Genomic DNA, 25,081 nt, shown 5'->3' on the forward strand with positions numbered 1-25,081 from the left:
GCACCGTCGCTCCCCTCTCCCGACCCCCTTCGGGGGCCACCCTCCCCCGCAGAGGGGGGAGGGAGAGCGCGCGGGTCTGGCAGGCGGCGCGCCCTTCACCCGCCCGCCTCCGGCTCCGGCGGGTAGCCCACCGCCTCGCGCTTCTCGGAGTCCGACAGGAACCCGGCCGCCTCGACCCGGCGCCACAGGGATTCCCGCTCGCCCGACAGAGCCTCGATCCGGTCGAGGTCGGGTTCCAGGTCCATCGGTCCGAAGGCCGGCTCCAGCCAGCCGGCCAGCGCCTGGGCGGTGCGGGCTGCGAGCGGGATCAGGGTCTGGCGGTAGAGCGCCCGGTTGGCCTCGGCGTAGTTGGCGTGGGTGCTGTCGCCGGGCAGGCCGAGCAGCAGGGGCGGTACCCCGAACGCCAGGGCGATCTCCCGGGCGGCGGCGTTCTTGGCCTCGACGAAGTCCATGTCCCGGGGCGACAGCGCCAGGGGCTTCCAGTCCAGGCCGCCCTCCAGGAGCAGCGGCCGGCCGGCATTGGCGGCCCCCTGGTAATTCGCCTCCAGCTCGGCCTTCAGCCGGTCGAATTGCGGTTCGGTGAGCGCCGCGCCGGCGAAGACCAGCGCACCCGAAGGCCGGGCCGCGTTGTCAAGCAGCGCCTTGTTCCAGGCGCTCGCGGCGTTGTGGATGTCGAGGGCGGTGGCGGCGGCCTCGATCGGGGCGAGGCCGGCATAGTCGTCGTCCGGGTGGAACAGGCTGAGCGCCAGGATCGGGGGCACCTCGGGCGCGCCGGGTGCCGGCAGGTCGAACCGCCGGCTGCTGCCGCCCACCGTGTAGACGTAGGCGGCGGGCCAGCCGTCGGGACCCGGCAGCATCCGCATCCGGCCGGGCCGCAGACTCTGCAGGGCCGCGATCCGCCCGTCGAGGCTCACCGCCTCCAGGTAGGCGGTGCCGCTGAGCGTCAGGTCCGCGTAGACGGTCTCGAGCAGGCGCGTGCCGCTCTCGCGCGGGTTCGGCCGGGCGAGCAGCGCCAGGAGATCGGCCGCATGGCCGGCGCCCGGTCCGGTGGCCATGAGCGGCAGGCTGGCCGCCCCCTCGGCGACCAGCCGGACCGCCCGGTGCACGATCGGGTTGCGCTGGTAGCCGGCCCTTGCCAGCGCCGCCGGGTCCCGGGCGGTCCAGCTCGCTCGCCCGTCGGTGTAGAGCGCGAAGGCCGGGGCGGCCTTGGTGGCGAGGGCCAGCCCCGGAGGGCCCCCGGTGGCGCGGCGCGCCACCCGCGTCATCCGATCAAGGAAGGTCGCCATGCCGGTCCGCTCCTGCGCCATGATGATGTCGACCTCCGAGCGTCCGCCGGCCCGGGAGGGCCGGGCCTGGACCGGGAGGCTTCGGATGGTCTCGGCCAGCGCCCTCGGGCATCACGGCGGCTGCGGCGAATACACCGCACCCGAACCGGCACCGTGGCGACGCCGCTACAGCCTGGATGGGCGAAGTCGTGTATTCAGGATGCAGTTCGTTCCAGAGACCACGAACCGACTCCCGGCGCGCTTCCCGCAGAAGCGCGCCGTATTGTTTTGTGCGCGCTTCGACAGCACGGCTTGGATCCGGCGCCCTGCACGCGCGGGCCATCCCAACCCCGCGTCGAGGCTTCGCAGCGCCGCATCGGCAGCCGACGCGCTTAGGCAGTGCGGGAACGGGCGCGACGCGCCTCCGCCCCTGTGGAAGCGGCGGGTATCGCGAGCCTGATGTTGAGAGCGATGTCGGCCCAACCTTCGCGGCGGCTGCGTGTGCGCCGCAGGATGCAGGGCAAAGATCCGCCGATCGGGCGACTTACCGCGTCAGAAGGCAGGGTATTCGAGATCGGGGCACGCCGGGCTCGGACATCGTCCCGAGAGGTCGCCGCCGGATTCCGGATGAGGCCAAACGAAAACCGAACGCCGCGACGCCGATCAGACGGCCTCGACTTCGCGGCTGACGACGTTGGCGGCCTCTCGGGCGCAGCGCAGAACCGCGGCCCGATCGGTCTCGCTCGCGATCGCGTTCCACAGGCGCAGCAGCTCGACCGTCGCGCTCAGGTCGGGGCGGACCGTCGCCACACCGTAGAAATCGCCCACCGGGCAGCCGAGGGTCTCAGCGATCATCCGGAGGCGCCGATGGGCTCCGTCGGACAGACAGCTCTCAGGATTAACATCCGAGTTCACGGGCCATCCTCCGATGTACACGGGTTTATAGCAGTCGCCCTGCGTGTATGCAATTTAAGGATGCAGCCCGGCGTCACGTTCCCGTGTGACCGCGCACAATTTGGTTTCAGAGGCCGCGGATCCGCGGCGCGCGGGGTGCGTCGAGCAGCAGGTGCGTCACCGCCCAGACCAGGGCGTCGAGGCGATCGGGCGAGCCGCCGCTTGACAGGCCGTCCGGACCGAAATCGCACAGCTCGTCCTCCAGGGCCGGGAAGGCCCCGACATGGTGGACGAGCCCCCGGGCGTAGAGCAGCGACACCGGCTCGGCGCGCAGGTACTTGCCCCGCGTCGCGCGGACGGGCGTGACCGGCACCGCCGGGTCGCACTGGGCCAGGACCGCGGCGGCCATCTCGCCGCCCTGGTTGACCTCGACCATCAGGGCGTCGGCCCGAAACCGATGATAGAGCGCCAGCGCTGCCCCGGCCCAGGCCTGGGAGCTCGCCCGAGCGAGGCTCGCGTCCGCCAGCACGTAGGCGTGGGTGCCGGCCCGACCCGCGGCCACGATCCCGCAGGCATCCGAGCGCGCGCCCGAGGTCGCGGGCGGATCCACGGCCACCACGATCCGGGCGAGGTCCGGCGCGGCGCCGACCCGGCCGGCCTCCAGGGCGGCACGCTCCCACAGGGAATCGTCCCGGTCGGCGATCAGCTCGCCGTCGAGTTCCTGGCGGCCGAGGCGGGTGCCGGCATAGCGCCCGACCACCTGCTCCAGGAAATCCGGGGCGAGGTGCCGGGCATTGTCGTGGGTGCGGGCGCGACTGACCACGGTGCGCGGGTCGGCGAGCAGGCGGCGGATCAGCGGCACCGGCCGGGGCGTGGTGGTGACGAGGTTGCGCGGGCGGGTGCCCAGCCGCAGCCCGAATTGCAGCATGTCGAACGCGGCCTCGGGCCGGCGCCACTTGGCGGCCTCGTCGCACCAGGCGGCGCCGAATTGCGGGCCGCGCAGCGCGTCGGGCTCCTCCGCCGAGAAGGCCTGGGCCACCGCGCCGTTGTCCCAGGCGAGCCGGCGCAGGCTCGGCGACCAGCGCGGGCGCACCCGGCCCCGGGCCGGCAGGTTGAGCAGGCCGGACGGCCCCTCGACCATCACGTCGCGCACGTCGAGATGGGTCTCGCCCACCAGGGCGATGCGCCCGACCGGCTCCGGCGTGAAGGCCGGATCGCCCCGGGCCAGCGCATCGACCCACTCGGCTCCGGTGCGGGTCTTGCCGCAGCCGCGGCCGCCGATCACCGCCCAGGTGGTCCAGGGCGTCGCGGTCTCGGCGGGCGGCAGCTGGTCGGGGCGGGCCTGGTGCAGCCAGTCGTCGGCCAGGGCGCAGACCAACGGCGCCGGCAGGGTCGCGAGGAAGTCAGGCAGCCTTCCGGTCGCGGACAAAGCCAGCATAGCGGCGCGCGATCTCCGTGCGGAGCGCAGGCAGGTCGGGTCCGGTGCCGCCATCGCCGCCCTCCCCCTGCGCCTGTCCGCCGGTCCGCCGGTCCGCGCACGCGCCTGCCCCGGAGCGATCTCGTCGAGCAGCCGCTTGAGACCGCCGAGGTCGCGGAGCACCCGGGCGGAATCCAGCACCGCCGCCCCCTGCCCGCTCAAGGCGGCGTCGAAGGCGGCGATCTGCCGGGCGATGTGGGCGCGCAGGTGCGCCCGCAGGACCGGCGGGTCTGCCGCCGAGTCCGGATCGAGGATCCCGCGCTCGACCGCCGCCTCCGAAAGCTCGGTCTGGGGCTCACGTTCGGGCTCGGCCGGCGGCTCGGGCCGGGCCACGCCGCAGACCGCCATCAGCCGGCGGGCGGCGTCGCGCCCGATCCCGACCGCCTCGGCGACGTCGCCGGGATCGTTCTGCGCCGCGCCGATGAGGCGGCCGAGCGCCGCTCGGCGCGCCTCCGGCCAGCGCGTCACCACGTCCTGCCGCCAGCGGCGCGGCCTCAGCCAGCCGGACCGGGCGTTCCAGGTGGAGATCGTGGCCGGCTTGACGCCGGTGCAGGCGCTGATCTCTTCGAGCGTCAACGCAGTCTCGCGCAGGAGCTGCTCGGCCAGGGCGCGCCGCTCCGACGGGAGCGCATCGAAGGACCGCATCGCCGCCGCTCCGCACACTTCTCGACCGTGCCTGTCTTGTACCCGAGGAGCGCGACGGTGTCAATCTCTAAAATCCTAGAAACGGATTTTAGGCAGATCTTCGGGGCACCGACTCACCCCTCCCACCGCGCCACGCCGCCATGGCCGGAGCAGGTGCCGCGCCTCGTGTGGCTGAAGCTCCAGGTGTCGTCGCGGCACTTGGCCGTGGCGCCGCCCGGCTTGCCGCCGTCGCGGGTCTTGGCCGGGCGATGCACCTCGGAGCCGTCGCGGCTGCGGTAATGGCCATGCCGGTCCAGGGTCGATTCGTCCGGCTCGCGGACATCCCGGGCGCAGGCGGCGCCCGCGAATCCCAGAAGCACGGCACCGGCCAGCACCAGCCGCGCGCAGGCATGGGGCCTCACCGGTCGGCACCGGGCATAGCGACCGCGCTTGGCGACCGCGCTTGGCGACCGCGCCGGCAAGGGGCTTACTGGTGCCCGGGAATCGTCGCGCGCGGTGTCGTTCGGGCCGGTGGCGCTCGGCCCGCGACCGCCACCGGATCCTCGGGCGGGCCCGGCATCGGCCGACAGCAAAGCCCCGGGGCGGATCGGGTTCGGTCTCACAGGGTACCCTATGGGTTGTGTCGAATGGCATCAGACACAACCCATGCGGGGCCGTCACGGACTATCTCGGGTTAGCTTTAAACATCTCGCAAGTTGTAATCGTGGGCGGCGGGGCCGCGCGGGTCGCGCCGCGTCCCAGGCGAGACCCGATCCGCACCGTGCGGCACCGCGACGGCGCGCGATGGCGAAATTTCCTTTGCGGGGCCGGATGTTGCGCCGGATCCGGCCTCATCGGCGGGTCGGGATCCTGCACCGTCAGAGGCTCCTGATTGCCGTCTGCGGTGGGTTTTCCGGGTTTGGCGATGCGCGCAGCGCCCGGGAGCGGCAGCGCTGTCGATGGCCCCGGCGCAGGCTTCCAGAGCAGAGCGACAGGTCCGGGACTGCACGCGATCGAGACAGACCTTCGCGTATGCGGTGGCCCGGCGCCCGTCGAACACCAAGCACAGGTCTAGAAAAAGTCTTGAGGCACCATGAAATCCGGTTCGATACTTTATTGGTCGAACCGTGCTTACGCTGCAGTCACCCGCGTCCGATCTGCGTATTGGACATGGAGCGAGCCGTTTTCGTCGCGCGTCCTGCAAAAATACTGGGGTTGCCGGGGAGACCTGTGCGACGGTAATCTATGTGACTGGCGCGTCGGCGACGCGTTCGAAAATGAATACGGGGGCGAAGTGTTCGTTCTGGTGCTGGCCACCCTGGCGGGTGGCATTCTGACCTGTGTCGGCGCATGGCCATGGTTCGGCCCCGGCGCGGTCCTCCTGGCCCCGTTCGGCGCGGGAAGCGCGGCGGTCTTCGCCGGCCTCCTCCTTGCCGCCGTGCGCAGCCGGCATCCCGCCGCCGCGCACAAGCCGATGGTGAACATCCAGTCCGAGGCGCCCCGCGCCGTCGCCAACGACACGCTGTCGGGTCAACGCCGCCGGGCCTGACCTGTGGCCGGGACAGCGGAAGCAGGGAGGGTTCGGTCGTGGCCCGGAAGGCGCGCGCCGGCCCTCCGATGGTGAGCGCCTCACGAAGACGCGCCGGTCGGGCCCCGCGGGAGCGCGTGCGGTTTTGAAAGCCCCGCCTGACCGGTCTTTCCCGGCCTCGCGCGCCTCCTGGATCGACGGGCGCGGGGCGGCACGCTCCTCGGATCGCGACAGACGGCGCCGACAGGGCCGGCCTCGGATGCCTGACGCCAGCCGGTGCTGGGCCGGGGGCCGCCGATTGGGGCCCCGTCACGCGTCGGCCCGCGAACCCCTCGGACCCCCCCCCAGCGGCCCCAGATGCGTCACGCCGAAGCCGTCGGCGTATTTGAGGCCGTAGCCGAGGGCACGATCGAAGCCGATATGGGCGGCCCAGATCAGCCCCGCCGCGAGGGCCTCCGGGGCCGGCCCGAACACGCCCCAGGCCAGGCAGGCGACAGGCGGGCCGTACCCGTGTGCGGCGTTGTAGAGCGCAGCCCCCGCCGACCGCCCGGCGACATAGCCCAGCAGGGTCAGGTCGGGGACGAAGAAGAGCAGGGCGAACAGCCACCAGCCGGCGTCCAGGCGGCCATACGCCACCGTGGCGGCAGCGGCGATGCAGACGCCTTCGAGACGCAGGAGCAGCCGCGGCACTCCCGTTACCATTCCGGCCATGACGTCGTCTCCCGCTTGACGATCCCGAGGCTCGCCGATCCATTTCCGAATGGCGATATCGAGATTCGGCATGGCGGTACCCGAAATATGAATACCCTCGACTGGACCCTGCTGCGTGCCTTCCTGGCGGTGGTGGAGGCCGGCTCGCTGTCGGCGGCCGCGGCGCGCATCGGGGCGACCCAGCCGACCCTGAGCCGGCATATCCGCGCGCTGGAGACCGCGCTCGGCGTCACCCTGTTCACACGCTCGGCCCGGGGGCTCGATCCGACCGAGGCGGCCCTCGGCCTGATCGACGCCGCGCGCGCCATGGGCGAAGCCGCCGAAACCTTCGCGCTCAAGGCTCAGGGTCGCGCGCAGGGCCTGCGCGGGACGGTGCGCATCACGGCCTCCGTGATGGTCGCCAACCTGCTGCTGCCGCCGATCCTGGCGGACCTGCGGGCGGCCGAGCCGTGCATCCAGATTGAACTCGTCGCCTCGGATCAGGCCCAGAACCTGCTGCGCCGGGATGCCGACATCGCCATCCGGATGTTCGACCCGACCCAGAATGCGCTGATCGCCCGCAGGCTCGGAGAGGCGCCGCTCGGCCTGTTCGGCACCCGCGGCTATTTCGAGCGCCGCGGTCGGCCCCGCACGGTGGCGGACCTCGATGAGCACGACGTCCTCGGCTTCGACCGCAGCGACGCCCTGCTGCGGGCCTATGCCGCCCACGGGCTCCGGGCGGCGCGCACGGATTTCCCGATCCGCTGCGACGACCAGATGGCCTACTGGAACCTGATGCGGGCCGGGGCCGGCCTCGGCTTCGCCCAGGTCCTCCTGGCGGGACGCCACCCCGAGCTGGAGCAGGCACAGATCGGCCTTGCCCTCGCGCCGCTGCCGGTCTGGCTGGTCCTGCACGAGGAGGTGCGCGGCAACGCCCGGATCCGCCGCGTCGCCGATTTTGTGACGGACGCGCTCGGCGCCCTGCTGCGCGGCGGCTGAGTGCGCGCGCCCGCGGCGCTCCGGCTCACGCCGGCTGGCGCTGGGCCGGGGCGCAGCCGAAGCGGATGATCTCGTGGGACAGCCGGTCCAGCGGCAGGACCTTGGCCGCGGCGCCGCGCTCGATCGCCTCCTTGGGCATGCCGAACACCACGCAGCTCTCCTCGTCCTGCGCCACCGTGAGCGCGCCGGCCCGGCGCATCTCCAGGAGGCCGTTGGCGCCGTCGTCACCCATGCCGGTCATGAGGATGCCGAGCGCGTTGGCGCCGGCGCATTGCGCGGCCCCGCGGAACAGCACGTCCACCGACGGGCGGTGGCGCGAGACCAGCGGGCCGTCCTTCACCGCCACGGTGTAGCGGATGCCGCTGCGCTGGAGCAGCAGGTGCCGCCCGCCGGGGGCGATCAGGGCCCGCCCGGGGACCACCGCGTCGCCGTCCTCCGCCTCCTTGACCGCGATGGCGCAGAGCCCGTCCAGCCGCTTGGCGAAGGCCGCCGTGAAGTGCTCGGGCATGTGCTGGACGATGACCAGGCCCGGGCAATCCGGCGGCAGCGCCTCCAGCACGTCGCGCAGGGATTCGGTGCCGCCCGTGGACGCGCCGATGCAGACGATCGGATCCGTCCCGGCCAGGGCCCGGGGGCGGGCGCTGAGCGGCAGCACGGCGTCGGCGGTGAGCTTGGCCTCCACCGGCCGGGGAGCCGGAAGGCCCGGGCGCAGCTTCGCCCGGGCCGCCGCCCGCACGGCGTCGCAGACCCGCACGGAGGATTCCATCAGGAACTGGCGGGTGTCGACGCGGGGCTTCGGGAAGACATCGACCGCCCCCGCCTCCAGCACTTCGAACAGGGTCCGCGAGCCGTCCTCGGTGAGCGTCGAGCAGACGATCACCGGGATCGGCCGCTGCGCCATGATCTTGCGCAGGAAGGTCAGCCCGTCCATCCGGGGCATCTCGAGGTCGAGGATGATGACGTCCGGCACCTCGTCGTGGATGCGCCGCGCCGCGATGAACGGGTCGGCCGCCGTGCCCAGCACGGTGATGTCGGGGGCAGCCTCAAGGATGCCCACCAGGGTCTGCCGGACCGAGGCGGAATCGTCCACGATCAGGACGCGGATCGGCGCGCCCCGCCTCACGCGACCGCGCCCGGCGTCCGGCCGAAGATGGTCGAGGAGATCTGAGCCAGGCCCGGCACCCCGGCCCCGGCCATCGATTCCGAGTGGCCGACCACCAGGAAGCCGCCGGGCCGCAGGTGCGTGGCCAGCCTGGACAGCACAGCCCGCTGGGTATCCTTGTCGAAATAGATCAAAACGTTCCGGCAGAAGATGATGTCCACGTCGCGATCGACCGGATATTGTGCGTTCATCAGGTTCAGGTGCTTGAAATGGACCCGGCTGCGCAGCTCCGGGACGATCCGCCCGACCTTCCAGGACGGGTTGCGGGCGTTCATCACGTAGCGCCTGCGGAAATGCGGCGGCACCGCCTGGAGGACGTCGTCCGGATAGATGCCGTCGGCGGCGACCCGCAGCACCTCCGTGGAGACGTCGGTGCCGAGGATCGCGTAGTCGAGGGCGTGCCCGGCCATCGCCATGTCGTGCAGCACCATCGCGAGGGTGTAGGCCTCGGCCCCCGTGGAGGCGGCCGCACTCCACAGCTTGAGCCGCGCCTGGGTGATGCCGTTCCGGCGCAGCATCGGGATCAGCTCGTCCCGGAGCTGGTCGAAATGCGCCGGCTCGCGGAAGAAGTCGGTCTTGTTGGTGGTGACGCAATCGATGATGTGGACGAACTCTTCGGCGAGGTGGCCGTGATCGAACACGTGCCGCCCGTATTCCGTCAGGGTCTCGATGTCGAGCGCACGCATGCGCTTGCGCAGCCGGCCCTCCACCATGGTGCGCTTGGCCGGTGGGATCTGGATTCCGACCCGGTCCTGGATCATCTCCGCGACGGTTTCGAAATGGCGGTCGTTCAGGCGCGGCATGGTGTGGCTCCCGGTGGGGCGATCAGGCCGCGAGCGAAGGCAACAGGAGCGCCGGGTCTTCCCCGGCCATCAGCGCCCGGAGGTCGAACACCACCACGAAGGCGTCGCCCTTCCGGCCGATGCCGGCGATGTAGGTCGAGCGCCAGCGGCCGCCGACATCGGGGGCGGGCTCCAGCTCCGCTCTGTCGAGCTCGGTCACCTCGATGACCCGGTCGGCCACGAAGCCGACCCGCATCGGCCGGTCGCCCATGGGGATGTTCAGCAGGATGATCCGGGTCGCCGGGGTCGCCGGGATCGCCGGCAGGCCGAGCTTGGTCCGCAGGTCCACCACCGGGTAGCTCTGGCCGCGCACGTCGATCATGCCGACCAGGAACGGCGGCGCCTGCGGCAGGGACGCCGGCGGGCGGTAATCGAGGATCTCATGTACGGATTCGATGTCGATCCCGAAGATCTCGCGATCGAGGCCGAGGGTCAGGTATTGCCACAGGCTGGACATGCTGGTCTCCGGCTGGGTCGCGGCTGGCCGGATCCGGCCCGGAACGCGGGGGACACGGGGCTTCGTCGCGGCGACGTGAGGATCGGGGGTCTCGGGGATCGGGCGTCTCGACGGGAGGCGCCGCGCGGAGGGAGCCCGCGCGGTGCCGGGATCGGTCAGGCGACGCGGACGAAGTCGGCATCGCGGGCGTCGCCCTCGCCCATGTCCAGGGCGAAGTTACCGCCCGGGGCGAGGGTCGGCCGGCCGACGCGGGCCTTGGCGCCGCCCCGGGCCGGGGAGGCCGCGGCCGGCGCAGTCCCCATCCGGGTTGCCACGCCACGCAGCCGCGAGACCGCCTGGTCGATGCCCGTCTGGGCGTCCTCGATGCGGAAGTAGGCGATGGTCGCCTGAAGCCGCTCGGCCTGGGTCGCCAGTTCCTCCGAGGTCGCCGAGACCTGCTGGGATGCGCTGGCGTTCTGCTGGGTCACCTTGTCGAGCTGCTGGATCGCCTGGTTGATCTGGGCCGAGCCGACATCCTGCTCCCGGCACGCCGCGGAGATCTCCTCCACCAGCCCCGCAGTCCTGCGGATGTCGGGCACCAGACGCCCGAGCATCTCGCCGGCCTGCTGGGCCGCCTTGACCGTGTCGGAGGACAGGGTCCCGATCTCGGCGGCCGCCGCTTGGCTGCGCTCGGCGAGCTTCCTCACCTCGGACGCCACCACCGCGAAACCGCGGCCGTGCTCCCCGGCGCGGGCCGCCTCGACGGCGGCGTTCAAGGCCAGCAGGTCGGTCTGGCGGGCGATCTCCTGCACGATGGTGATCTTCTGGGCGATGGTCTGCATCGCATCGACGGCGCGTCCCACCGCGGCGCCGCTGACCTCGGCGTCCTTGGCCGACTGGCGCGCGATGGTCTCGGTCTGGCTGGCGTTCTCGGCGTTCTGCTTCACGTTGGCGGCCATCTCTTCCATCGACGCCGAGGCCTCCTCGGTGGAGGCCGCCTGCTCGGTGGAGCCCTGCGACAGCTGCTCGGCCGAGGCCGACAGCTCCTGCGAACCCGCCGACACGTTGCCGGCCGCGACCGACGCGTCGGCCACAATCGCCCGGAGCTTGCCGAGCATCGTCTGCAGCGCCCGGCCCATCGAGTCCCTGTCGGAGAGGGGGCGCGCCTCGACCGTGAGGTCGCCCGCCGCGATCGCGTTGGCGATCGCGGCCGTGTCGTTGAGGCTGGCGGTCATGCGGTTCAGGGCGGCGACGAGGTCGCCGATCTCGTCCCGCGAGGTCACGGTGATCGTCGTGCCGAGGTCTCCCACCGCAACGGCCTCGGCAAGTGAGACCGCCCGCAGGAGACCGCGCGCGATCGAGACGGCGAGCCAGGTGGCGATGATGAATCCGAGGAGCAGCGCCCCGGCGACCGTGGCGATCAGGATCGTCCGCCCGTCGCGCGTTTCCACCCGGGCGTGCTCGGCCGCGTCGGCCATCTGCTGGGTCTCGTACTGAGCCAAGGCGTCGATGGCCTGCAGGGTCGCCGTGCTGGCGGTGACGTAGTCGCCCGCAGCAAGGTCGGCGGCGCGGATGGTCGCGCCGTTCTCGACCGTGGCCAGGGCCTTTCGGAACGAGGCGATCCAGAGGTCGAACGAGGGCCGGACGGGCGACCCCTGGCTATGGTCTCCGGCCATCCCGTGCTTGGACTCGGCCAGGGCGCGGAGCAGCGCGTCGAGGCTCGGCGCGAGGTTGGATTCCAACGTCCGCGCGGCTTTTACATGCTGCTCCAGCGCGGGGTAACTGATCGCCCCGGTGGTGGCCTTCAGGCCGCCCCAGGCCCGTTCGATCTGGATCTGGAATGCGGCGACGGCGCGGGCCACGCCGGCGTCGGTCCCGGCCTTCGCCGAAACAGCCTCGAGATCCGCCTGCAGGGCCCTCAGTGCCGGGATGCCGACCGTTTCGATCTCGGTCCAGGTCCGGACATTGGAATTGACCTGGGTCAGCGTGACGACTTGGCCGGCGATCACCGCCTGCTTCTCGAGCCGGCCCTTGACCTCATCGTAGAGCCGCAGGCCCTTCTCGGTATCGATCTGATCCTTGATCTTGGACAGCTTTGCCTGGACGGCGCTGCGCCTCTCCGACGCTTGCTTGGCGAAAACCGCCATCTGGTCGTCGTCGACTGCGATCACCGCGGCGCGCGTCAGCGATATGGCGTTGAACAGATCGGACTTGGCCTCCAGCGCGAGGGTGTTCAGGTCCGCGCGGCCGAGCACGTATTGCAGGGCCGCATCGGTATTCACGAGCTTGTAATAACCGACCCAACCCGCCAGTCCGACGAGGATGAGCATGACGCCGAACCCGGCCGCGAGCTTGGCTTTGATTGAAAAGCGCATCGACAATCTCCAAGCATAATCAATTTAATATTTGTTGCATGTCCGGAATAATGACGAACTCTTCCCCGGACTTTACAATGGAACGGATGTATTCGGGCCGCCACGACGTGCCGATCGTCGGCGCCGGCTGGCGGGTCTCGAGGGGCACCGAGGTCACCTCGAACACCTTGTCGGCCACGAGCGCGACCAGGGTCGGGTCGCCGTCGAGATCCAGCTCGATCACCACGAACCGTGTATCGGCCGTCGCGGCGTCCATCGGCATGCCGAAGCGCTCGCGGATGTCGGCGAGCGGCACCACGTTGCCGCGCACGTTGACCACGTGGCCGAGATGCGGCCGCGCCCCGGCGACCCGGGTGGTCGGGATGGGGTCGATGATCTCGCGCACCATCCCGGCCCCGAGCGCGAAGGTCTCGGTGCCGATCCGCATCATCACGACCTGGAAGGCGTGGCCCTGCTCGATCGCATCGACGAAATCGGTCATCACGCCACCTCGCGGTATTCGCGCAGCCCGTCCGGGGCGGCGCCGATCTGCCCGCCGGCCATCAGCTGGGCCGGGTCGATGATGAGGGCCGCGGTGCCGTCGCCCAGGATCGTGGCGCCCGAGAAGGTCGTGACGTCGGCGTGCAGCTTCGACAGCGACTTGATTACCGTCTGGTGATTGCCGAGGATCTGGTCGGCCACGAGCCCGAACCGGGCCTCGCCCACCGAGACGATGATCACCTTCTGGTAGGGGTCGGGCTCGCCGGCCGCCGCGAACAGGGTGCGCAGCCGCAGGAACGGCACGAGGTCGCCGCGGATGTTGAGGAAGTCCCGGCCGCGGTCGCTGCGCCCCCCCTCGGGCAGCTCGACGCATTCCTCCACGGCCGCCAGCGGCAGCACGTAGCGGCCGTCGCCGACCCGGATCAGCAGGCCCTCGATGATCGCGAGCGTCAGCGGCAGGCGCAGCACGAGGGCGGTGCCCGCCCCCGGCTCGGTGGTGATGTCGATCGAGCCGCGCAGGGCCTCGATGGTCCGCTTGACCACGTCCATGCCGACGCCGCGGCCCGACAGCGACGAGATCGCTTGGGCCGTGGAGAAGCCCGGCGCGAACAGGAACTGGTAGACCTGCTGGTCGGTGAGCGGGGTGCCGGGCGCCACCAGCCCGCGCTCCTCGGCCTTGGCGCGGATGCGCGCCACGTCGAGCCCGGCGCCGTCGTCGCGCACGGTGACGTGGACCTGGGCGCCGACATGCTCGGCGCTGAGCGTGATCCGCCCGGTGGCGCTCTTGCCGGAGGCGCCCCGGCGGGCGGGATCCTCGATCCCGTGGTCGATGGCGTTGCGGATGAGGTGCACCAGCGGATCGGCCAGGCGCTCGATCACGGTCTTGTCGAGTTCGGTGTCCTCGCCCTCGGTCACGAAGGTCACGGGCTTGCCGAGATCCCCCGACAGGTCGTGGACGAGGCGCCGGAACCGGCTGAACAGGGCCCCGATCGGCACCATGCGGATGCTCATGGTGGTGTCGCGCAGCTGCGCCGACAGCCGCTCGATCTCCTCCGCGATGGTCTGGAGCCCGGCATCGGCGTGGAGGCCGGCCAGCTGGCTCAGCCGGGCCTGGGCGATCACCAGTTCGCCGACCCGGTCGAGCAGCTCGTCCAGCCGCTCGGCCTCGACTCGCATGGTGCTGGCCGCGCGCGGCTCGGCACTGCGGGCGGGGCCGCGCCGCCCGGGTGTTTTTGCCGCCGGCGGCGGCACGGTTGGCGGCCGGGCCACGGGCGCAGGCGCCGTCTCCGACACCGCCGGCACGGGGGCTGGCGCAGGGACGGGCGCGGGAGCCGGCACCGGCGCAGATGCCGGCGCGACGGCCGGCAGGGCGGACCGCTCCTGCTCTGGGTCCGGGACGCCCGGAGGTGCGTCCTGGGATCCATGCAGCAACGGCGCCAGGGTCAGCACCATGTCGTCGCGCACGAACAGGAAGACGTCCTCGATCGCCTCCCGGGTCGCGGCGCCGCGCAGGGTCACGTCCCAGCCGAGCGCCAGGCTTTCCGGGTCCAGGGCGCCGAGGTCGGGCAGCGCGTCGAGGCGGGGCACCAGTGTGCAGGGGCCGAGTTCGCGCAGCTCGTCGAGCAGCGCCAGCGGGTTGGTGCCGTTGCGCAGCACCTCCGGGGCGAACGCGATCCCGATCCGCCAGCCTGCGGCCGGCTCGGGCGCGTCGGCGATCGACTTCGCCCCCTCCTGCTGCGCCGGCTGGGCCTGCGCGCGGCCGACCAGGCGCTCGAGCTCGGCCAGGATCGCATCGCCGATCACCGGGGCGGTGACCTCCGGATCCTCGATCAGCGTGCGGATGTAGTCCTTCGCCGAGAGGGAGACGTTGACCAGCTCGGCGCTGATCGGCACCGCGCCGCGCCGGACCAGGTCGAAGGCGGTCTCGAAATCGTGCGTGAAGGCCGCGACCCGGTCGAAGCCGAACATCGCCCCCGATCCCTTGATCGTGTGCAGGGCCCGGAACGCGGTGTCGACCAGCGCGGTTTCGCCGGGCCGGTCGCCGAGGTCGAGCAGCGTGGTCTCAAGGCGGTCGAGAAGCTCATTGGCCTCCGCCAGGAACACCGCGCGTGGATCGTGATCAGTCATCGTCGAGCGGATCCCGTTGCGCCGTCTTCGAAAATACCGGGGCGATCACGCGCCCACCGAGGACGCTGCCCAAAGGCTATACCCCGCGATAGAGCCGAGATCAGGTCTATCAATCAGGCCATACCATACTTTAAACCCGTTAAAAAATGAAGCGCTTTATCCATCAAAAATCTAAGATCTGCGCTTTTCCCGCGCTAAAATACGTTTCTTTAAGAAACCTAATTTTGGTGCGATGAACAAAATCGGCTCTCGATTGCAAAATATGGAGACCTACAGCGAGATTAATCTAATAATTCCGCAGACTTATCGCCAATTCTACATAACGCCCTAGATTTTTTGCATCGGATACGCCCATCGCGCACCGAAGACGGGCGCGAAGTCAGAACAGGTCGATGCCGGCCAGAGGATCGTCGTCGTGCAGCCGCGCCGGTGCCGCCTGGCCCAGCAGGCGGTGGGACATCCGCTCCCGGACCTCGCCGAGGGTACACCCGGCGATCATCGCGGCCGCCCAGTCCCGCTCCGACCCGGCGCCGGCCTCCGGGGCCGCCGGAAGCGCCCGCAGGATCGCCTGCAGGTTCTGCATCCGCTGCTTGGCGAGGTCTTGGAACTGCATGGCCACGATCGCGCCCGAGACGTCCTGGGTGATCGCCTCGGTGGTCTGCACGGTCTGGCTCAGCACGCCGGCGAATCGCGAACTCTGCTCGACCAGGGCCTGCATCACCAGGCGGACCCGGGCGTCGGCGTTGCGGCTCTCCTCCGACATGTCGATGGTGGCGATGTCGTGCAGCAACGCGTGGCTGCTGCGCAGGCCGGTGGCGATCGAGCCGATCTGCCGCTTGATCACCCCCGACAGGGCGTTGATCGTGCCGGCGAGGCTGCGGACCTCGTCGGCGACCACCGCGAACGCCTTCCCGGCCTCCCCGGCCCGGGCCGCCTCGATCTTGGCGTTCAGCGCCAGCAGGTTGGTCTGGCGGTTGATCTTCTCGATCTCGGCGATGCTGCCGTCCACGGAGGACAATTCGCCGAGCACGCCGTTCAGCGCATCCCCCATGGTGGCGCCGCGCGACGCCATGAAGCCGATCCGGTCGTTGAGCATCGCCAGGATTTCGCCGAGCGCCCCCGCGACCTCGGCGAGCGGCCGCTCGGCCCCGTCGATCCGGACCGACTGGACCGCCGTCACCAGCCCCTGCACGATCTCGGACTGGCCCCGCGTCGTCGTGGCGATCCGCTGGAACCGGTCCGACACGCCGTGCACGTCGGCCTCGACATCCGCCGAGATGATCCCGAGCTCGTCGATCAGCGCATCCAGGGTCCGGCGCTGGACCTCCGACAGGCCGAGCCGCGCCTGGAGCACGTCGGCGGCCGCGCCCCGGCCCTCCGGACGCACCACCACAGGGTCGGCGGCGGTCTCGGCGACGGGCTCGGCGACGGGCTCGGCCCGGTCGGACTCTTGAGCCGCGCGCGGATCCGCTGCGTCCGCCCGAGCTGTCCTGAGATTCGCGCGCCCCCAGAAGGCCATCACCGTGTATTCCTCGGACTCTGCCAGATCTTGCCGGGGACAGGCTTGAACGCAGGACTATCAATCACCGGGTTCCTAGCCGCGTCATCTGAATGAAAAGTTATGCTCTGGGCAGTCTGACGTCCAATCATGCAGATGATGTGACTCATTGTGCTTTGAAGCGATCATCATCTCAAGAAACGTCAATATCAATACAAGCCGCATATTGGTGCTGAAATACAGTCGGATACAAGTCTCAGCCGAACCGGTATGCCGAAATAAAACCAATGAATTCGGCAAATATAAAACCGCTCCGCCGGCCCGGTCGAGCAGTTTTCAACAGGAATTGCAGCGCGACGGGTCGGACAATCCTGGCCGTTATGGTCAGCTCAAGGAAACTTTAACGGGCGCGACTCTTTATGCGTACGGCTGCAGCCAGTCCGGCCGCGCCTCAGCAGCGGATTGCTCATGGCCGAACACCTCACCCTCACGATGCCGGCCGATTGTACGCTGCGGACCGCGCAGGCGCTCCAGGACGATGTGCTGGCCGCCATCGAGGGCGGGTCGCGGCTCGTGCTGGATTGTGCCGCGATCGAACGGACCGACATCACCTTCGTCCAGCTCGTCGCCGCGGCCGCCCGGACCGCCGGCCGGCGCGGCCTCACCCTAGACCTGACCAACCTGCCCGACCCGGTCGTGACGGCGTTCCGGCGCGCCGGCATCGCACCGCACGCCCCGTTCGACGCCGCTCCCGCTCTCTGATCCCAGGACCGCGCCCCACCATGGCCACCGTTCTCGCCGTCGACGATTCGCCCAGCATCCGGCAGATGATCAAGATCGTGCTGAGCCCCGCCGGCCACACGGTGATCGAGGCCGCGGACGGCGCCGAGGGTCTCGCCAAGGCGAAGGCCGGGGCGATCGACCTGGTGATCACCGACCTCAACATGCCGGTGATGAACGGCATCGAGATGATCCGGCAGCTGCGCACCGTGCCGTCCTGCGCGGGCGTGCCGATCCTGTTCCTGAGCACGGAATCGGACGAGTCGGTGAAACAGCAGGCCAAGTCCGCCGGCGCCACCGGCTGGATCACCAAGCCGTTCAAGCCGGAACAGCTCCTGGCGGTGGTGTCGAAGCTGATCCGGGCTTGAGCCGCCGCCTCTCCCGAGCGGTCCACCGGATGCACACAACAGGGCCGTTCGGCGGCAAGCCTCGGAAACGCAACGCGTTTCCCCCGCCCCCTTGTGACTGCGGGTCAGGCAGGGGAGAATTTTAATCTCCGCTCAGGGCGGACGGCTCAGTCTTTTTCTCGTGACGACCTGATCGATACAGCCCCGCGCCGTCATTCCGGGGCTGCGCGGCGGAGCCCGGGATCCAGAGACGCCGGCGTGTTAAGCTCCTGCACCGACGGCGGTTCTGGATCCCGGGCTCGCCTGCGGCGCCCCGGAATGACGGCGCGGGTGATCGCGTGTGGGACCCACCCTCGGGAGATGAATCGTCCAGCCCGTGTAACCCCGATCCCGCCGCGTGCGGGAATCCACAGGCCCGTGTGGATGACGGCGGCAGCGGCAACGTGGGATCGGAACGGGGACCCGACCGGCACGTTGACCGGCGCAATCACGAACCAATCACGGCGTCTCACACAGTTCGACACAGCGGGTCGGGTACAGAATGGGCGGTCAGCCACCAGGGTCCGGAATGGCTGCGCCGCCGGCGGCCGACCAGGCGGGAGATCCGTCGCACGGGGCCGCTTTGACGGGCAGCGTCGCGCTGGGCGACAGCTTCCGGCGGTTCGCCGACGTGGTGCCGCTGATGCTGTGGCGCTCGGACGAGAACGGCCACGCGGTCCACCACAACGAGTGCTGGCTGGAGTTCACCGGCCGGCCCCTCGAAGAGGAGCTGAGCGTCGGCTGGCGCAGCGGCCTGCATCCCGAGGATTTCGAGCGCCACGCCCAGATCGTCTCGGAAGCGTTCGCGGCGCGCTCGCCGTTCACGGTGGAATTCCGGCTTCGGCGGCACGACGGCGTCTACCGCTGGCTGCTCGACACCGCCCGCCCGCTCGTGGAGGACGGCCGGTTCCAGGGCTATCTCGGCACCTGCTTCGACATCACCGACCGCAAGCATGCGGAGGAGCATATCGAGCAGGCGCTCGCTGAGAAGGAGGCGCTGCTCGCCGAGGTCTACCACCGGGTCCGCAACAACCTCCAGGTGATGGTCAGCCTGATCGGCCTGTACGGGCGGGCCGCCCCGGAACCGTGCCGCGGCAGCTTCGAGGCGCTGGGCCAGCGGGTGCGGGCGATCGCCCTGGTGCAGCAGCACCTGCACGAGGCCCCTCACATCGCGTCGATCGACCTGCACGACTACCTGCACCGCCTGGCCTCGGGCCTCGGGCAGCTGCGCCGGGCCGGACGGATCGGCGTGCAGGTCAGCGGCTCCGGGACCGGGCTGGTCGAGCCGCGCACCGCCAACGCCCTGGGCATGATCGTCGCCGAGATCGTGGCCGAGTGCCTGGACGCCACCGCCGAGCACGTCGCCTGCTCGATCGCCATCGAGATCGAGCGCGCGGAGGGGCAGCCGCTGCGCGTCTCGATCGTCTCCGGGGTGAGCGAGATGGCCGCCACCGGACGGTCCAACATCCCCAAGCTCGGGCCGCGCCTGATCGCGGCCTACGCGGCCCAGGCCGAGATCCAGGTCGCGGGCGATGCCAGCACGGCCACGCCCCTGATGCTGACCCTGCCGCCGACGCAGCCGCCGGAGACCTGATCTCCGGCGCCGCGCCCCCTGGTGGTTCGCACGGGAGTCGCCAGATCTCCCCCAGCGCCGTATAGCGGCCCCGCCCAAATCCGGATCCGGTCCATCATGGTTCCCCCGATCGACACCATCGTCGAGAATTTCGCGTTCATCGACGATTGGGAAGAGCGCTACCGCTACCTGATCGAGCTCGGACGCGCCCTGCCGCCGCCGGACCCGGCGCTGCACGCCGAGACCAACAAGGTCCAGGGCTGCGCCAGCCAGGTCTGGATCGACCTCGACGTCGACCGCTCGGACTCGGAGCCGCGCCTGCGTATGCGCGGCGACAGCGACGCCCACATCGTGCGCGGCCTCGTGGCGCTGATGATCGCGCTGTTCGACGGCAAACCCCTGCGCGAGGCCGCGGAGACCGACGCGTTCGCACTCTACACCAAGCTGGGCTTGGGCGAGCACCTGACCCCGCAACGCTCGAACGGCGTCCGCGCCATGGCCGACCGGGTCCACCGGGATTCGGTGCGGTTCCTGGGGGCCGAGGCGTAGGATCGGGCCGACCCGGCCGGCCCCTCACCCGCGCGGGCTGGCGCATTCCCGCATCGCCGGATGCAAAGGGTGAAGCCGAGACCCCTCCGGCGTCCGCACCGGTCCCCCTCACGCCCGCCACAGCCGCAACCGCCCGTGGTCCGGTCCGGTCGCCTCGCGTGCCAGGCCGTAATGCTCGGCCAGCCGCCCCAGGGCGATGCGGACCACGACCTTGGCCGAGCGGGCCGGCCAGCGGCGCTCGGCCTCGATCCGCTCCAGGCCCTTGAGGAAGCCGCACAGGTCGATCAGCAGCCCCGACAGGTCGCCGCCCACGGCGTCGAGGGCGCCGCGGACCCGCTGGCGCGCGGCGATCACCTGGTCGGAGGCGGCGGCCGGGTCGCGGGCGCTGCCGCCGTCGACCCGGGGGGCGCCGAGTTCGATCCCCATCCGGGGCAGCATCGCGGCCGTGGTCATGTCCCGGCGCAGCCGCTCGCCGGCCTCGAAGGCGGCCGGGTCGATCAGCGGCGCGCCGTCGCCGCCCCGGCGCCGGACCATCCAGGCCAGAGGATTTTCCGAGGCGTTGCGCAGGGTCGGCTCCGGCCCGCTGCCTGGCTCGACCGTGAGATCGTGGTGTTGGGCCAGGAACGCCATCCCGTCCGGGGCCGCGCCGCGCCGCAGCCGCGCCTGCCCGGCCGTGCCGATCGTCAGCCGGGTGCCGCCCGGGTTCCAAGCGGCGAGGTCGGCCTCGACCAGCGCCTGCCCGGCCGCGCAGGAGAAGCGTCCGCTCCCCACCGAGACCCCGTCGCCGCCGCGGCGGACGAGCAGCCCGTCCTCGGTGAGCGGATCCGGCCGGGCATAGGCCCCGGCCTCCCCGAGCCGGGCCAGAAGCCGCGCCGCCTCGGACGTCAGGGGCGTCCCGGCCGTCCCACGCGCCGCCGCCTTCGCCCGGCTGGACTTCGCCTTTTTGTTCATGTTTTGTTCCAATCTCGGTACGCAAGGCCCGTCACCACGCCTACCGGACGGTCAGCCCGATTGTCAAGGCTTATTTACCTAATACGGGATTCAGGTCCGACGCTGTCCCGTCGGCGGCTGGCGGAGGATCTCGGCGATCTCCGCCTCGGACTTGCCCCGGACCGCGTAGCCCAGGTCTTCGAAGCGATCGATCAGCGTTGCGCTGTCGGCGGCGGAACGCGCGGCCCATTCGGAGAGGGCGGCGTTCACCCGCACGATGTCCTCCGCGGGATCGCCGTCCTGCGGGTCGGGAATGGCGTTCATGCTCAGCACCTCGGCGCCGGACGGGGGTTCGACGGCCTCGCAGGAAGCGCGCCATCGCAACCCAACGTCCGACGGCGTCCCGGTTTCCCGGCTCGCGGTCCCGGTCCCGGTCGGCTCGCCCTCAGGCGGCGCTCCGGAAGGCGTCGGGCCGGCCCAGCCCGATCGCCTTGGCGAGTTCGGAGCGGGCCTTGGCGTAGTTCGGCGCCACCATCGGGTAATCGGCGGGCAATTTCCACTTCGCGCGGTATTGCTCGGGGCTCATCCCGTACTTCGAGCGGAGATGCCGCTTGAGCGACTTGAACGTCCGCCCGTCCTCCAGGCAGACGATGTAATCCGCCGTCACCGAGCCCTCGACCGGGACCGCCGGTTCCGCCCGCACGTCCACCGCGCCGGCATGGTCCTCCGCGACCCGTTTCAGGGCCGCGTAGACATTCCCGAACAACGGCCGCAATTCGCCCACCGGGACGGCGTTGTTGCTGACATAGGCCGCCACGATATCGGCCGTCGCACCGACGAGATCGATCCCGTTCCTGTTCTCTTCCACCACGTCCCCCCGATTTCCTAAGAAGCGTGCGTCTCGCTTCTGCCCTCGCCAGTTCAAGCAGCGCCTGATGCAGGCATCGGGACAGAGTGGCACCCAGCACAAACAGGCGGCCCCAGGCCGGGAGTGCACCAATCGATCCCTCATACGAAGGTACAACAGGCGGTTTTGTATTACAAGTTAGAACATCATTATGGATACGCGCCGATGTTTCGGTTGCGCGATACTTAAAGTTCCGCCATCCCATCTAGAAGTAGACCGTCATTTTCTTGAAACCTACCTAAAGTTATGTCCTGGCCGGTTCCGGCGTCGCGGCGGCTTGCGTCCCGGCCCCGGGCGGGACACATCCCCAGACCGGGCGTGACGGAACCCGGCGGGAGAGACGATGACGGATATCGGGCGTGGCCTTCTTGCTCACCGGACCGGGGCGCCGGTCGCCGAGATCCGGCCGCGGCGCTTCAGCGTCCACGGCCGGGAGATCGTCGACGACTACGCGTGGTTGAAAGCGGAGAACTGGCAGGCGGTCCTCAAGGACCCCGCCGCCCTGCCCGACGACATCGCCGCCTACCTCAAGGCCGAGAACGCCTTCGCGGAGGCCGCGCTCGCCGGCGCCGCCGACCTGCGCAAGAATCTGGTCTCCGAGATGCGCGGCCGCATCCAGGAGGACGAGAGCGGCGTGCCCGATCCCGACGGGCCCTACGCCTATTACACCCGCCACCGGGAGGGCGGGCAGCACCCGCTGGTCTGCCGCCGGCCCTCGACCGCGCCGAACGTGCCGGAGTCGGGCCCCGACCCGGACGAGACGATCCTGATCGACGGCGACCGCGAGGGCGAGGGGCTGCCGTTCTTCGAGATCGCCGCCGCGGTCCATTCCGACGACCACGGCCGGCTCGCCTGGAGCGCCGACACCAAGGGCTCGGAACTCTACACGATCCGGGTGCGCGACCTCGCCACCGGGCTCGACCTCGACGACCGGGTCGAGGCCACCTCCGGCGAGGCGGTCTGGGCCGCGGACGGACACAGCTTCTGGTACGTGGCCCTCGACGCCAACCACCGCCCCGCCAAGGTCATGCGCCACCGGATCGGCACCGGGCAGGCGGACGACGAGACGCTCTACACCGAGGCGGATGCCGGCTACTTCGTCCATATCGGGCGCACCCAATCGGGCGCGTTCCTCGACGTGACCGCGAGCGACCACGAGACCTCGGAGGTCCGGCTGCTCGACCGGCACGCGCCGTCGGCCGCCCTGCGCCTGGTGCAGGCGCGCGAGCCGCTGCTGATCTACGACGTCGAGCACCGGGGCGACCGGCTCTACATCCGCACCAACGCGGACGGCGCCGAGGACTTCAAGATCGTCACCGCGCCGCTCGACGACCCGGGCCGGGCCAACTGGACCGACCTCGTGCCCCACCGGCCCGGGGTGATGATCCGCCACCTGCACCTGCTGGCCGGCCACCTGGTCCGCCTCGAGATCGAGAACGCGCGGCCGCGGATCATCGTGCGCGACCTCGCGGATGACGGCGAGCACACGGTGGCGTTCGCCGAGGAGGCCTACGCGCTGGGCCTGCGGGGCGGCCACGCGTTCGAAACGGCGACGATCCGCTTCGTCTACTCGTCCATGACGACGCCGTCCGAGACCTGGGACTATGCCTGCGACAGCCGCGGCCGGACCCTGCGCAAGCGCCAGGCCGTGCCGTCCGGGCACGATCCGGCCGCCTACGTGACCCGCCGGCTGTTCGCCACCGCCCCGGACGGCGAGCAGGTGCCGATCTCGCTCCTGCACCGCCGGGACCTCCCGCTGGACGGCTCGGCGCCGCTCCTGCTCTACGGCTACGGCTCCTACGGGACGCTGATGCCGGCCGGGTTCCGCACGAACCTGCTCAGCCTGGTCGACCGCGGCTTCGTCTACGCGATCGCGCATATCCGCGGCGGCACCGAGAAGGGCTGGCGCTGGTACCTCGACGGCAAGCGCGAGAAGAAGCCCAACACTTTCACGGATTTCATCGCCTGCGGGCGGGCGCTGATCGCGGCCGGCTACACGGCGGAGAAGCGCATCGTCGCCCATGGCGGCTCGGCCGGCGGCATGCTGATGGGCGCGGTCGCCAACCTCGCCCCGGAGCTGTTCGCCGGCATCGTCGCCGACGTGCCGTTCGTGGACGTGCTCAACACCATGCTGGACGCGGAATTGCCGCTCACCCCGCCGGAATGGCCCGAATGGGGCAACCCGGCCGAGAGCGTGGCGGCGTTCGAGACGATCCTGTCCTACTCGCCCTACGACAACGTCGCCGCCAAGGACTACCCGGCGATCCTGGCGCTCGGCGGCCTCACCGATCCGCGCGTGACCTACTGGGAGCCGGCCAAATGGGTCGCCCGCCTGCGCGCCACCCTGACCGGCGGCGGCCCGATCCTCCTGCGCATCAACATGGAAGCCGGCCACGGCGGCGCGGCCGGCCGCTTCGACCGGCTGGAGGAGGTGGCGCTGATCTACGCCTTCGCGCTGATGGTGGTGGGGAGGGTGTAGGAGATCCGGAACGTGGGTCGGATCGGCAGCCCGTGCGCGGCCCTCTTTGCTCTGGGTCTAGACCTGAAGGGCCGCGGACGGCTCGGCGATCTCCGAGCACGCGGCCGGGCTCACCCCGAGGAGCAAATCCCAAGGTCGGCGAACGGAGGGGCGTTCAAGCGTGATGCCGGGCGGCGATCCGATCAAGGAGCACGTGCGGCACCGTCAGGGCGGAGAGCATGCGAAGCGTGAGGGTCAGGAGGGTGACGGCCTCGTTGTCCGAGCCCGCAGCGTAGAGCGGCCACAGGGCCGCGCCGAGCAGGAGCGTGAGGCCGAACACCGGTAGCGAGCCGAGGACGGCCTTGCCCATCGTGTCCACGCCCGGCGCCCGGATCGGATCGCACACCAGCGCGCGCATGTGCCGGGGGGCGTGGAGGGCGACGAAGTACAGCGTGAAGGCCGTGAGCGGCGGCAGAAGCCAGAAGGCGGCTGCCAGCACGGCGATCTCCAGCTGCACGGCCCGTCGGCGCCGATGCGCAAGCACCCAGGCTGCGGCCAGGGCGAGCCAGAGCCAGGATGCGGCCGCCCACCAATCGGGAAGCTGGGGCATCGGGACTCGCGCCACGGCCGCGAACATTGCGGCCGTCTCGTCGGGCCGCAGCAGCGCCGGCAGGGCGATCGGCAGGCCGCCGCGCACGAGGGCCTCGAACGGCCGCCCAGGACCGGAATCCTCCTCGCCGAAATGCAGGACCGACAACGCGAGGAAACCCGCCAGGGTCGCCATCGGTGCGATCTCCCAGGACAGTAGCACCAGGGCGGCAAGGCCGAGATACGGAACCGCGAAGATCCCGAACCAAAGCCGGCCGTAACGCGGACGCAGCAGGGGCGCCGCGATGGCCCCATCCAGGGCGCCGTGCGGCACGCCGAGAACGATCACCACGGCAAGGGCCACGAGCCAGGAGACGTCGCGTGGCAGGGCCGCCGTGGCGATCAGGGCGAGCGCCGCGAGGGCGCCCGCCAGGGGCGGGAGCTTCGCTTCCACCGAACCGATCCGGCGGCGGCTCGCCCGATCACGGACCCCGAGGACGGGACTGGATGTGC

The 25,081-nt window shown here is 70.8% G+C and carries 23 protein-coding genes; 7 read left to right on the forward strand and 16 right to left on the reverse strand.

The window, feature by feature from the left end:
- Positions 1-95: 95 nt before the first annotated feature.
- The 4 genes from ACYQPG_RS00730 to ACYQPG_RS00745 form a co-directional block, all read right to left on the reverse strand.
- Complete coding sequence (locus ACYQPG_RS00730; RefSeq protein WP_461229990.1) at positions 96-1,286, reverse strand: phage portal protein; 1,191 nt, start codon at positions 1,284-1,286, stop codon at positions 96-98.
- A gap of 642 nt (positions 1,287-1,928) precedes the next feature.
- Positions 1,929-2,120, reverse strand: a complete 192-nt coding sequence (locus ACYQPG_RS00735) for a hypothetical protein (protein ID WP_147910588.1) — start codon at positions 2,118-2,120, stop codon at positions 1,929-1,931.
- Between the two features lie 166 nt (positions 2,121-2,286).
- Complete coding sequence (locus ACYQPG_RS00740; protein WP_461232402.1) at positions 2,287-3,597, reverse strand: DNA-packaging protein; 1,311 nt, start codon at positions 3,595-3,597, stop codon at positions 2,287-2,289.
- A 797-nt stretch (positions 3,598-4,394) separates the two neighbouring features.
- Positions 4,395-4,682 carry a DUF3761 domain-containing protein gene (locus ACYQPG_RS00745; protein WP_461229991.1) on the reverse strand — a complete coding sequence of 96 codons (288 nt, stop codon included), beginning with the start codon at positions 4,680-4,682 and terminating at the stop codon, positions 4,395-4,397.
- 671 nt (positions 4,683-5,353) lie between these two features.
- Here ACYQPG_RS00745 and ACYQPG_RS00750 point away from each other — a divergent pair.
- Positions 5,354-5,809, forward strand: a complete 456-nt coding sequence (locus tag ACYQPG_RS00750) for a hypothetical protein (protein WP_461229992.1) — start codon at positions 5,354-5,356, stop codon at positions 5,807-5,809.
- Positions 5,810-6,097: 288 nt separating this feature from the next.
- Here the strand turns inward: ACYQPG_RS00750 and ACYQPG_RS00755 are convergent, their stop codons facing one another.
- Entirely contained in the window at positions 6,098-6,499 is a 402-nt protein-coding gene (locus ACYQPG_RS00755) for a DUF4260 domain-containing protein (RefSeq protein ID WP_461229993.1), read from the reverse strand.
- 87 nt (positions 6,500-6,586) lie between these two features.
- Here ACYQPG_RS00755 and ACYQPG_RS00760 point away from each other — a divergent pair, with 87 nt between their 5' ends.
- Positions 6,587-7,477 (forward strand): LysR family transcriptional regulator, encoded by an 891-nt coding sequence (locus ACYQPG_RS00760; protein WP_461229994.1) that lies wholly within the window; start codon positions 6,587-6,589, stop codon positions 7,475-7,477.
- A gap of 25 nt (positions 7,478-7,502) precedes the next feature.
- Here ACYQPG_RS00760 and ACYQPG_RS00765 read toward each other — a convergent pair whose 3' ends face one another.
- The 7 genes from ACYQPG_RS00765 to ACYQPG_RS00795 all read right to left on the reverse strand — a co-directional run bounded on the left by ACYQPG_RS00765 (position 7,503) and on the right by ACYQPG_RS00795 (position 16,418).
- A complete protein-coding gene (locus ACYQPG_RS00765) occupies positions 7,503-8,600 on the reverse strand; it encodes a protein-glutamate methylesterase/protein-glutamine glutaminase (RefSeq protein ID WP_147910599.1) in 1,098 nt (365 codons plus the stop codon).
- On the reverse strand, positions 8,597-9,442 hold the full coding sequence (locus ACYQPG_RS00770) for a CheR family methyltransferase (protein WP_461229995.1): 846 nt from the start codon (positions 9,440-9,442) through the stop codon (positions 8,597-8,599). The genes ACYQPG_RS00765 and ACYQPG_RS00770 overlap by 4 nt, the downstream gene beginning before the upstream one ends.
- 22 nt (positions 9,443-9,464) lie before the next feature.
- The gene (locus ACYQPG_RS00775) at positions 9,465-9,938 is read right to left on the reverse strand and encodes a chemotaxis protein CheW (protein WP_461229996.1); all 474 of its coding nucleotides are present in this window, start codon (positions 9,936-9,938) and stop codon (positions 9,465-9,467) included.
- Between the two features lie 155 nt (positions 9,939-10,093).
- Complete coding sequence (locus ACYQPG_RS00780; RefSeq protein ID WP_461229997.1) at positions 10,094-12,292, reverse strand: HAMP domain-containing methyl-accepting chemotaxis protein; 2,199 nt, start codon at positions 12,290-12,292, stop codon at positions 10,094-10,096.
- Positions 12,293-12,311: 19 nt separating this feature from the next.
- Positions 12,312-12,773, reverse strand: a complete 462-nt coding sequence (locus ACYQPG_RS00785) for a chemotaxis protein CheW (RefSeq protein ID WP_147910928.1) — start codon at positions 12,771-12,773, stop codon at positions 12,312-12,314.
- A complete protein-coding gene (locus ACYQPG_RS00790; RefSeq protein WP_461229998.1) occupies positions 12,773-14,899 on the reverse strand; it encodes a chemotaxis protein CheA in 2,127 nt (708 codons plus the stop codon). The genes ACYQPG_RS00785 and ACYQPG_RS00790 overlap by 1 nt, the downstream gene beginning before the upstream one ends.
- A gap of 379 nt (positions 14,900-15,278) precedes the next feature.
- Entirely contained in the window at positions 15,279-16,418 is a 1,140-nt protein-coding gene (locus ACYQPG_RS00795) for a methyl-accepting chemotaxis protein (protein ID WP_461232403.1), read from the reverse strand.
- Between the two features lie 447 nt (positions 16,419-16,865).
- On the opposite strand from ACYQPG_RS00795, the gene ACYQPG_RS00800 reads away from it, so the two are divergent.
- The 4 genes from ACYQPG_RS00800 (at position 16,866) to ACYQPG_RS00815 (ending at position 19,685) form a co-directional block, all read left to right on the forward strand.
- Entirely contained in the window at positions 16,866-17,159 is a 294-nt protein-coding gene (locus ACYQPG_RS00800; protein WP_147910407.1) for an STAS domain-containing protein, read from the forward strand.
- A gap of 20 nt (positions 17,160-17,179) precedes the next feature.
- On the forward strand, positions 17,180-17,545 hold the full coding sequence (locus ACYQPG_RS00805; protein WP_147910408.1) for a response regulator: 366 nt from the start codon (positions 17,180-17,182) through the stop codon (positions 17,543-17,545).
- Between the two features lie 520 nt (positions 17,546-18,065).
- Positions 18,066-19,157 (forward strand): sensor histidine kinase, encoded by a 1,092-nt coding sequence (locus tag ACYQPG_RS00810; protein WP_461229999.1) that lies wholly within the window; start codon positions 18,066-18,068, stop codon positions 19,155-19,157.
- Between the two features lie 96 nt (positions 19,158-19,253).
- On the forward strand, positions 19,254-19,685 hold the full coding sequence (locus ACYQPG_RS00815; RefSeq protein WP_147910409.1) for a SufE family protein: 432 nt from the start codon (positions 19,254-19,256) through the stop codon (positions 19,683-19,685).
- 108 nt (positions 19,686-19,793) lie between these two features.
- On the opposite strand, the gene ACYQPG_RS00820 is transcribed toward ACYQPG_RS00815, so the two are convergent.
- From ACYQPG_RS00820 to ACYQPG_RS00830, 3 genes are all read right to left on the reverse strand, one after another.
- The gene (locus tag ACYQPG_RS00820) at positions 19,794-20,636 is read right to left on the reverse strand and encodes a DUF6456 domain-containing protein (protein ID WP_461230000.1); all 843 of its coding nucleotides are present in this window, start codon (positions 20,634-20,636) and stop codon (positions 19,794-19,796) included.
- A gap of 90 nt (positions 20,637-20,726) precedes the next feature.
- Entirely contained in the window at positions 20,727-20,939 is a 213-nt protein-coding gene (locus ACYQPG_RS00825) for a hypothetical protein (RefSeq protein WP_147910410.1), read from the reverse strand.
- 121 nt (positions 20,940-21,060) lie between these two features.
- A complete protein-coding gene (locus ACYQPG_RS00830; RefSeq protein WP_461230001.1) occupies positions 21,061-21,483 on the reverse strand; it encodes a Ros/MucR family transcriptional regulator in 423 nt (140 codons plus the stop codon).
- Positions 21,484-21,865: 382 nt separating this feature from the next.
- Between ACYQPG_RS00830 and ACYQPG_RS00835 the strand changes: the two genes are divergently transcribed.
- Entirely contained in the window at positions 21,866-24,001 is a 2,136-nt protein-coding gene (locus tag ACYQPG_RS00835; RefSeq protein WP_461230002.1) for a S9 family peptidase, read from the forward strand.
- A gap of 154 nt (positions 24,002-24,155) precedes the next feature.
- On the opposite strand, the gene ACYQPG_RS00840 is transcribed toward ACYQPG_RS00835, so the two are convergent.
- Positions 24,156-25,022: a Brp/Blh family beta-carotene 15,15'-dioxygenase gene (locus ACYQPG_RS00840; RefSeq protein ID WP_461230003.1), complete on the reverse strand. Its 867-nt coding sequence runs from the start codon at positions 25,020-25,022 to the stop codon at positions 24,156-24,158.
- Positions 25,023-25,081: the final 59 nt, after the last annotated feature.

The organism is Methylobacterium sp. CM6246, from assembly GCF_054818005.1.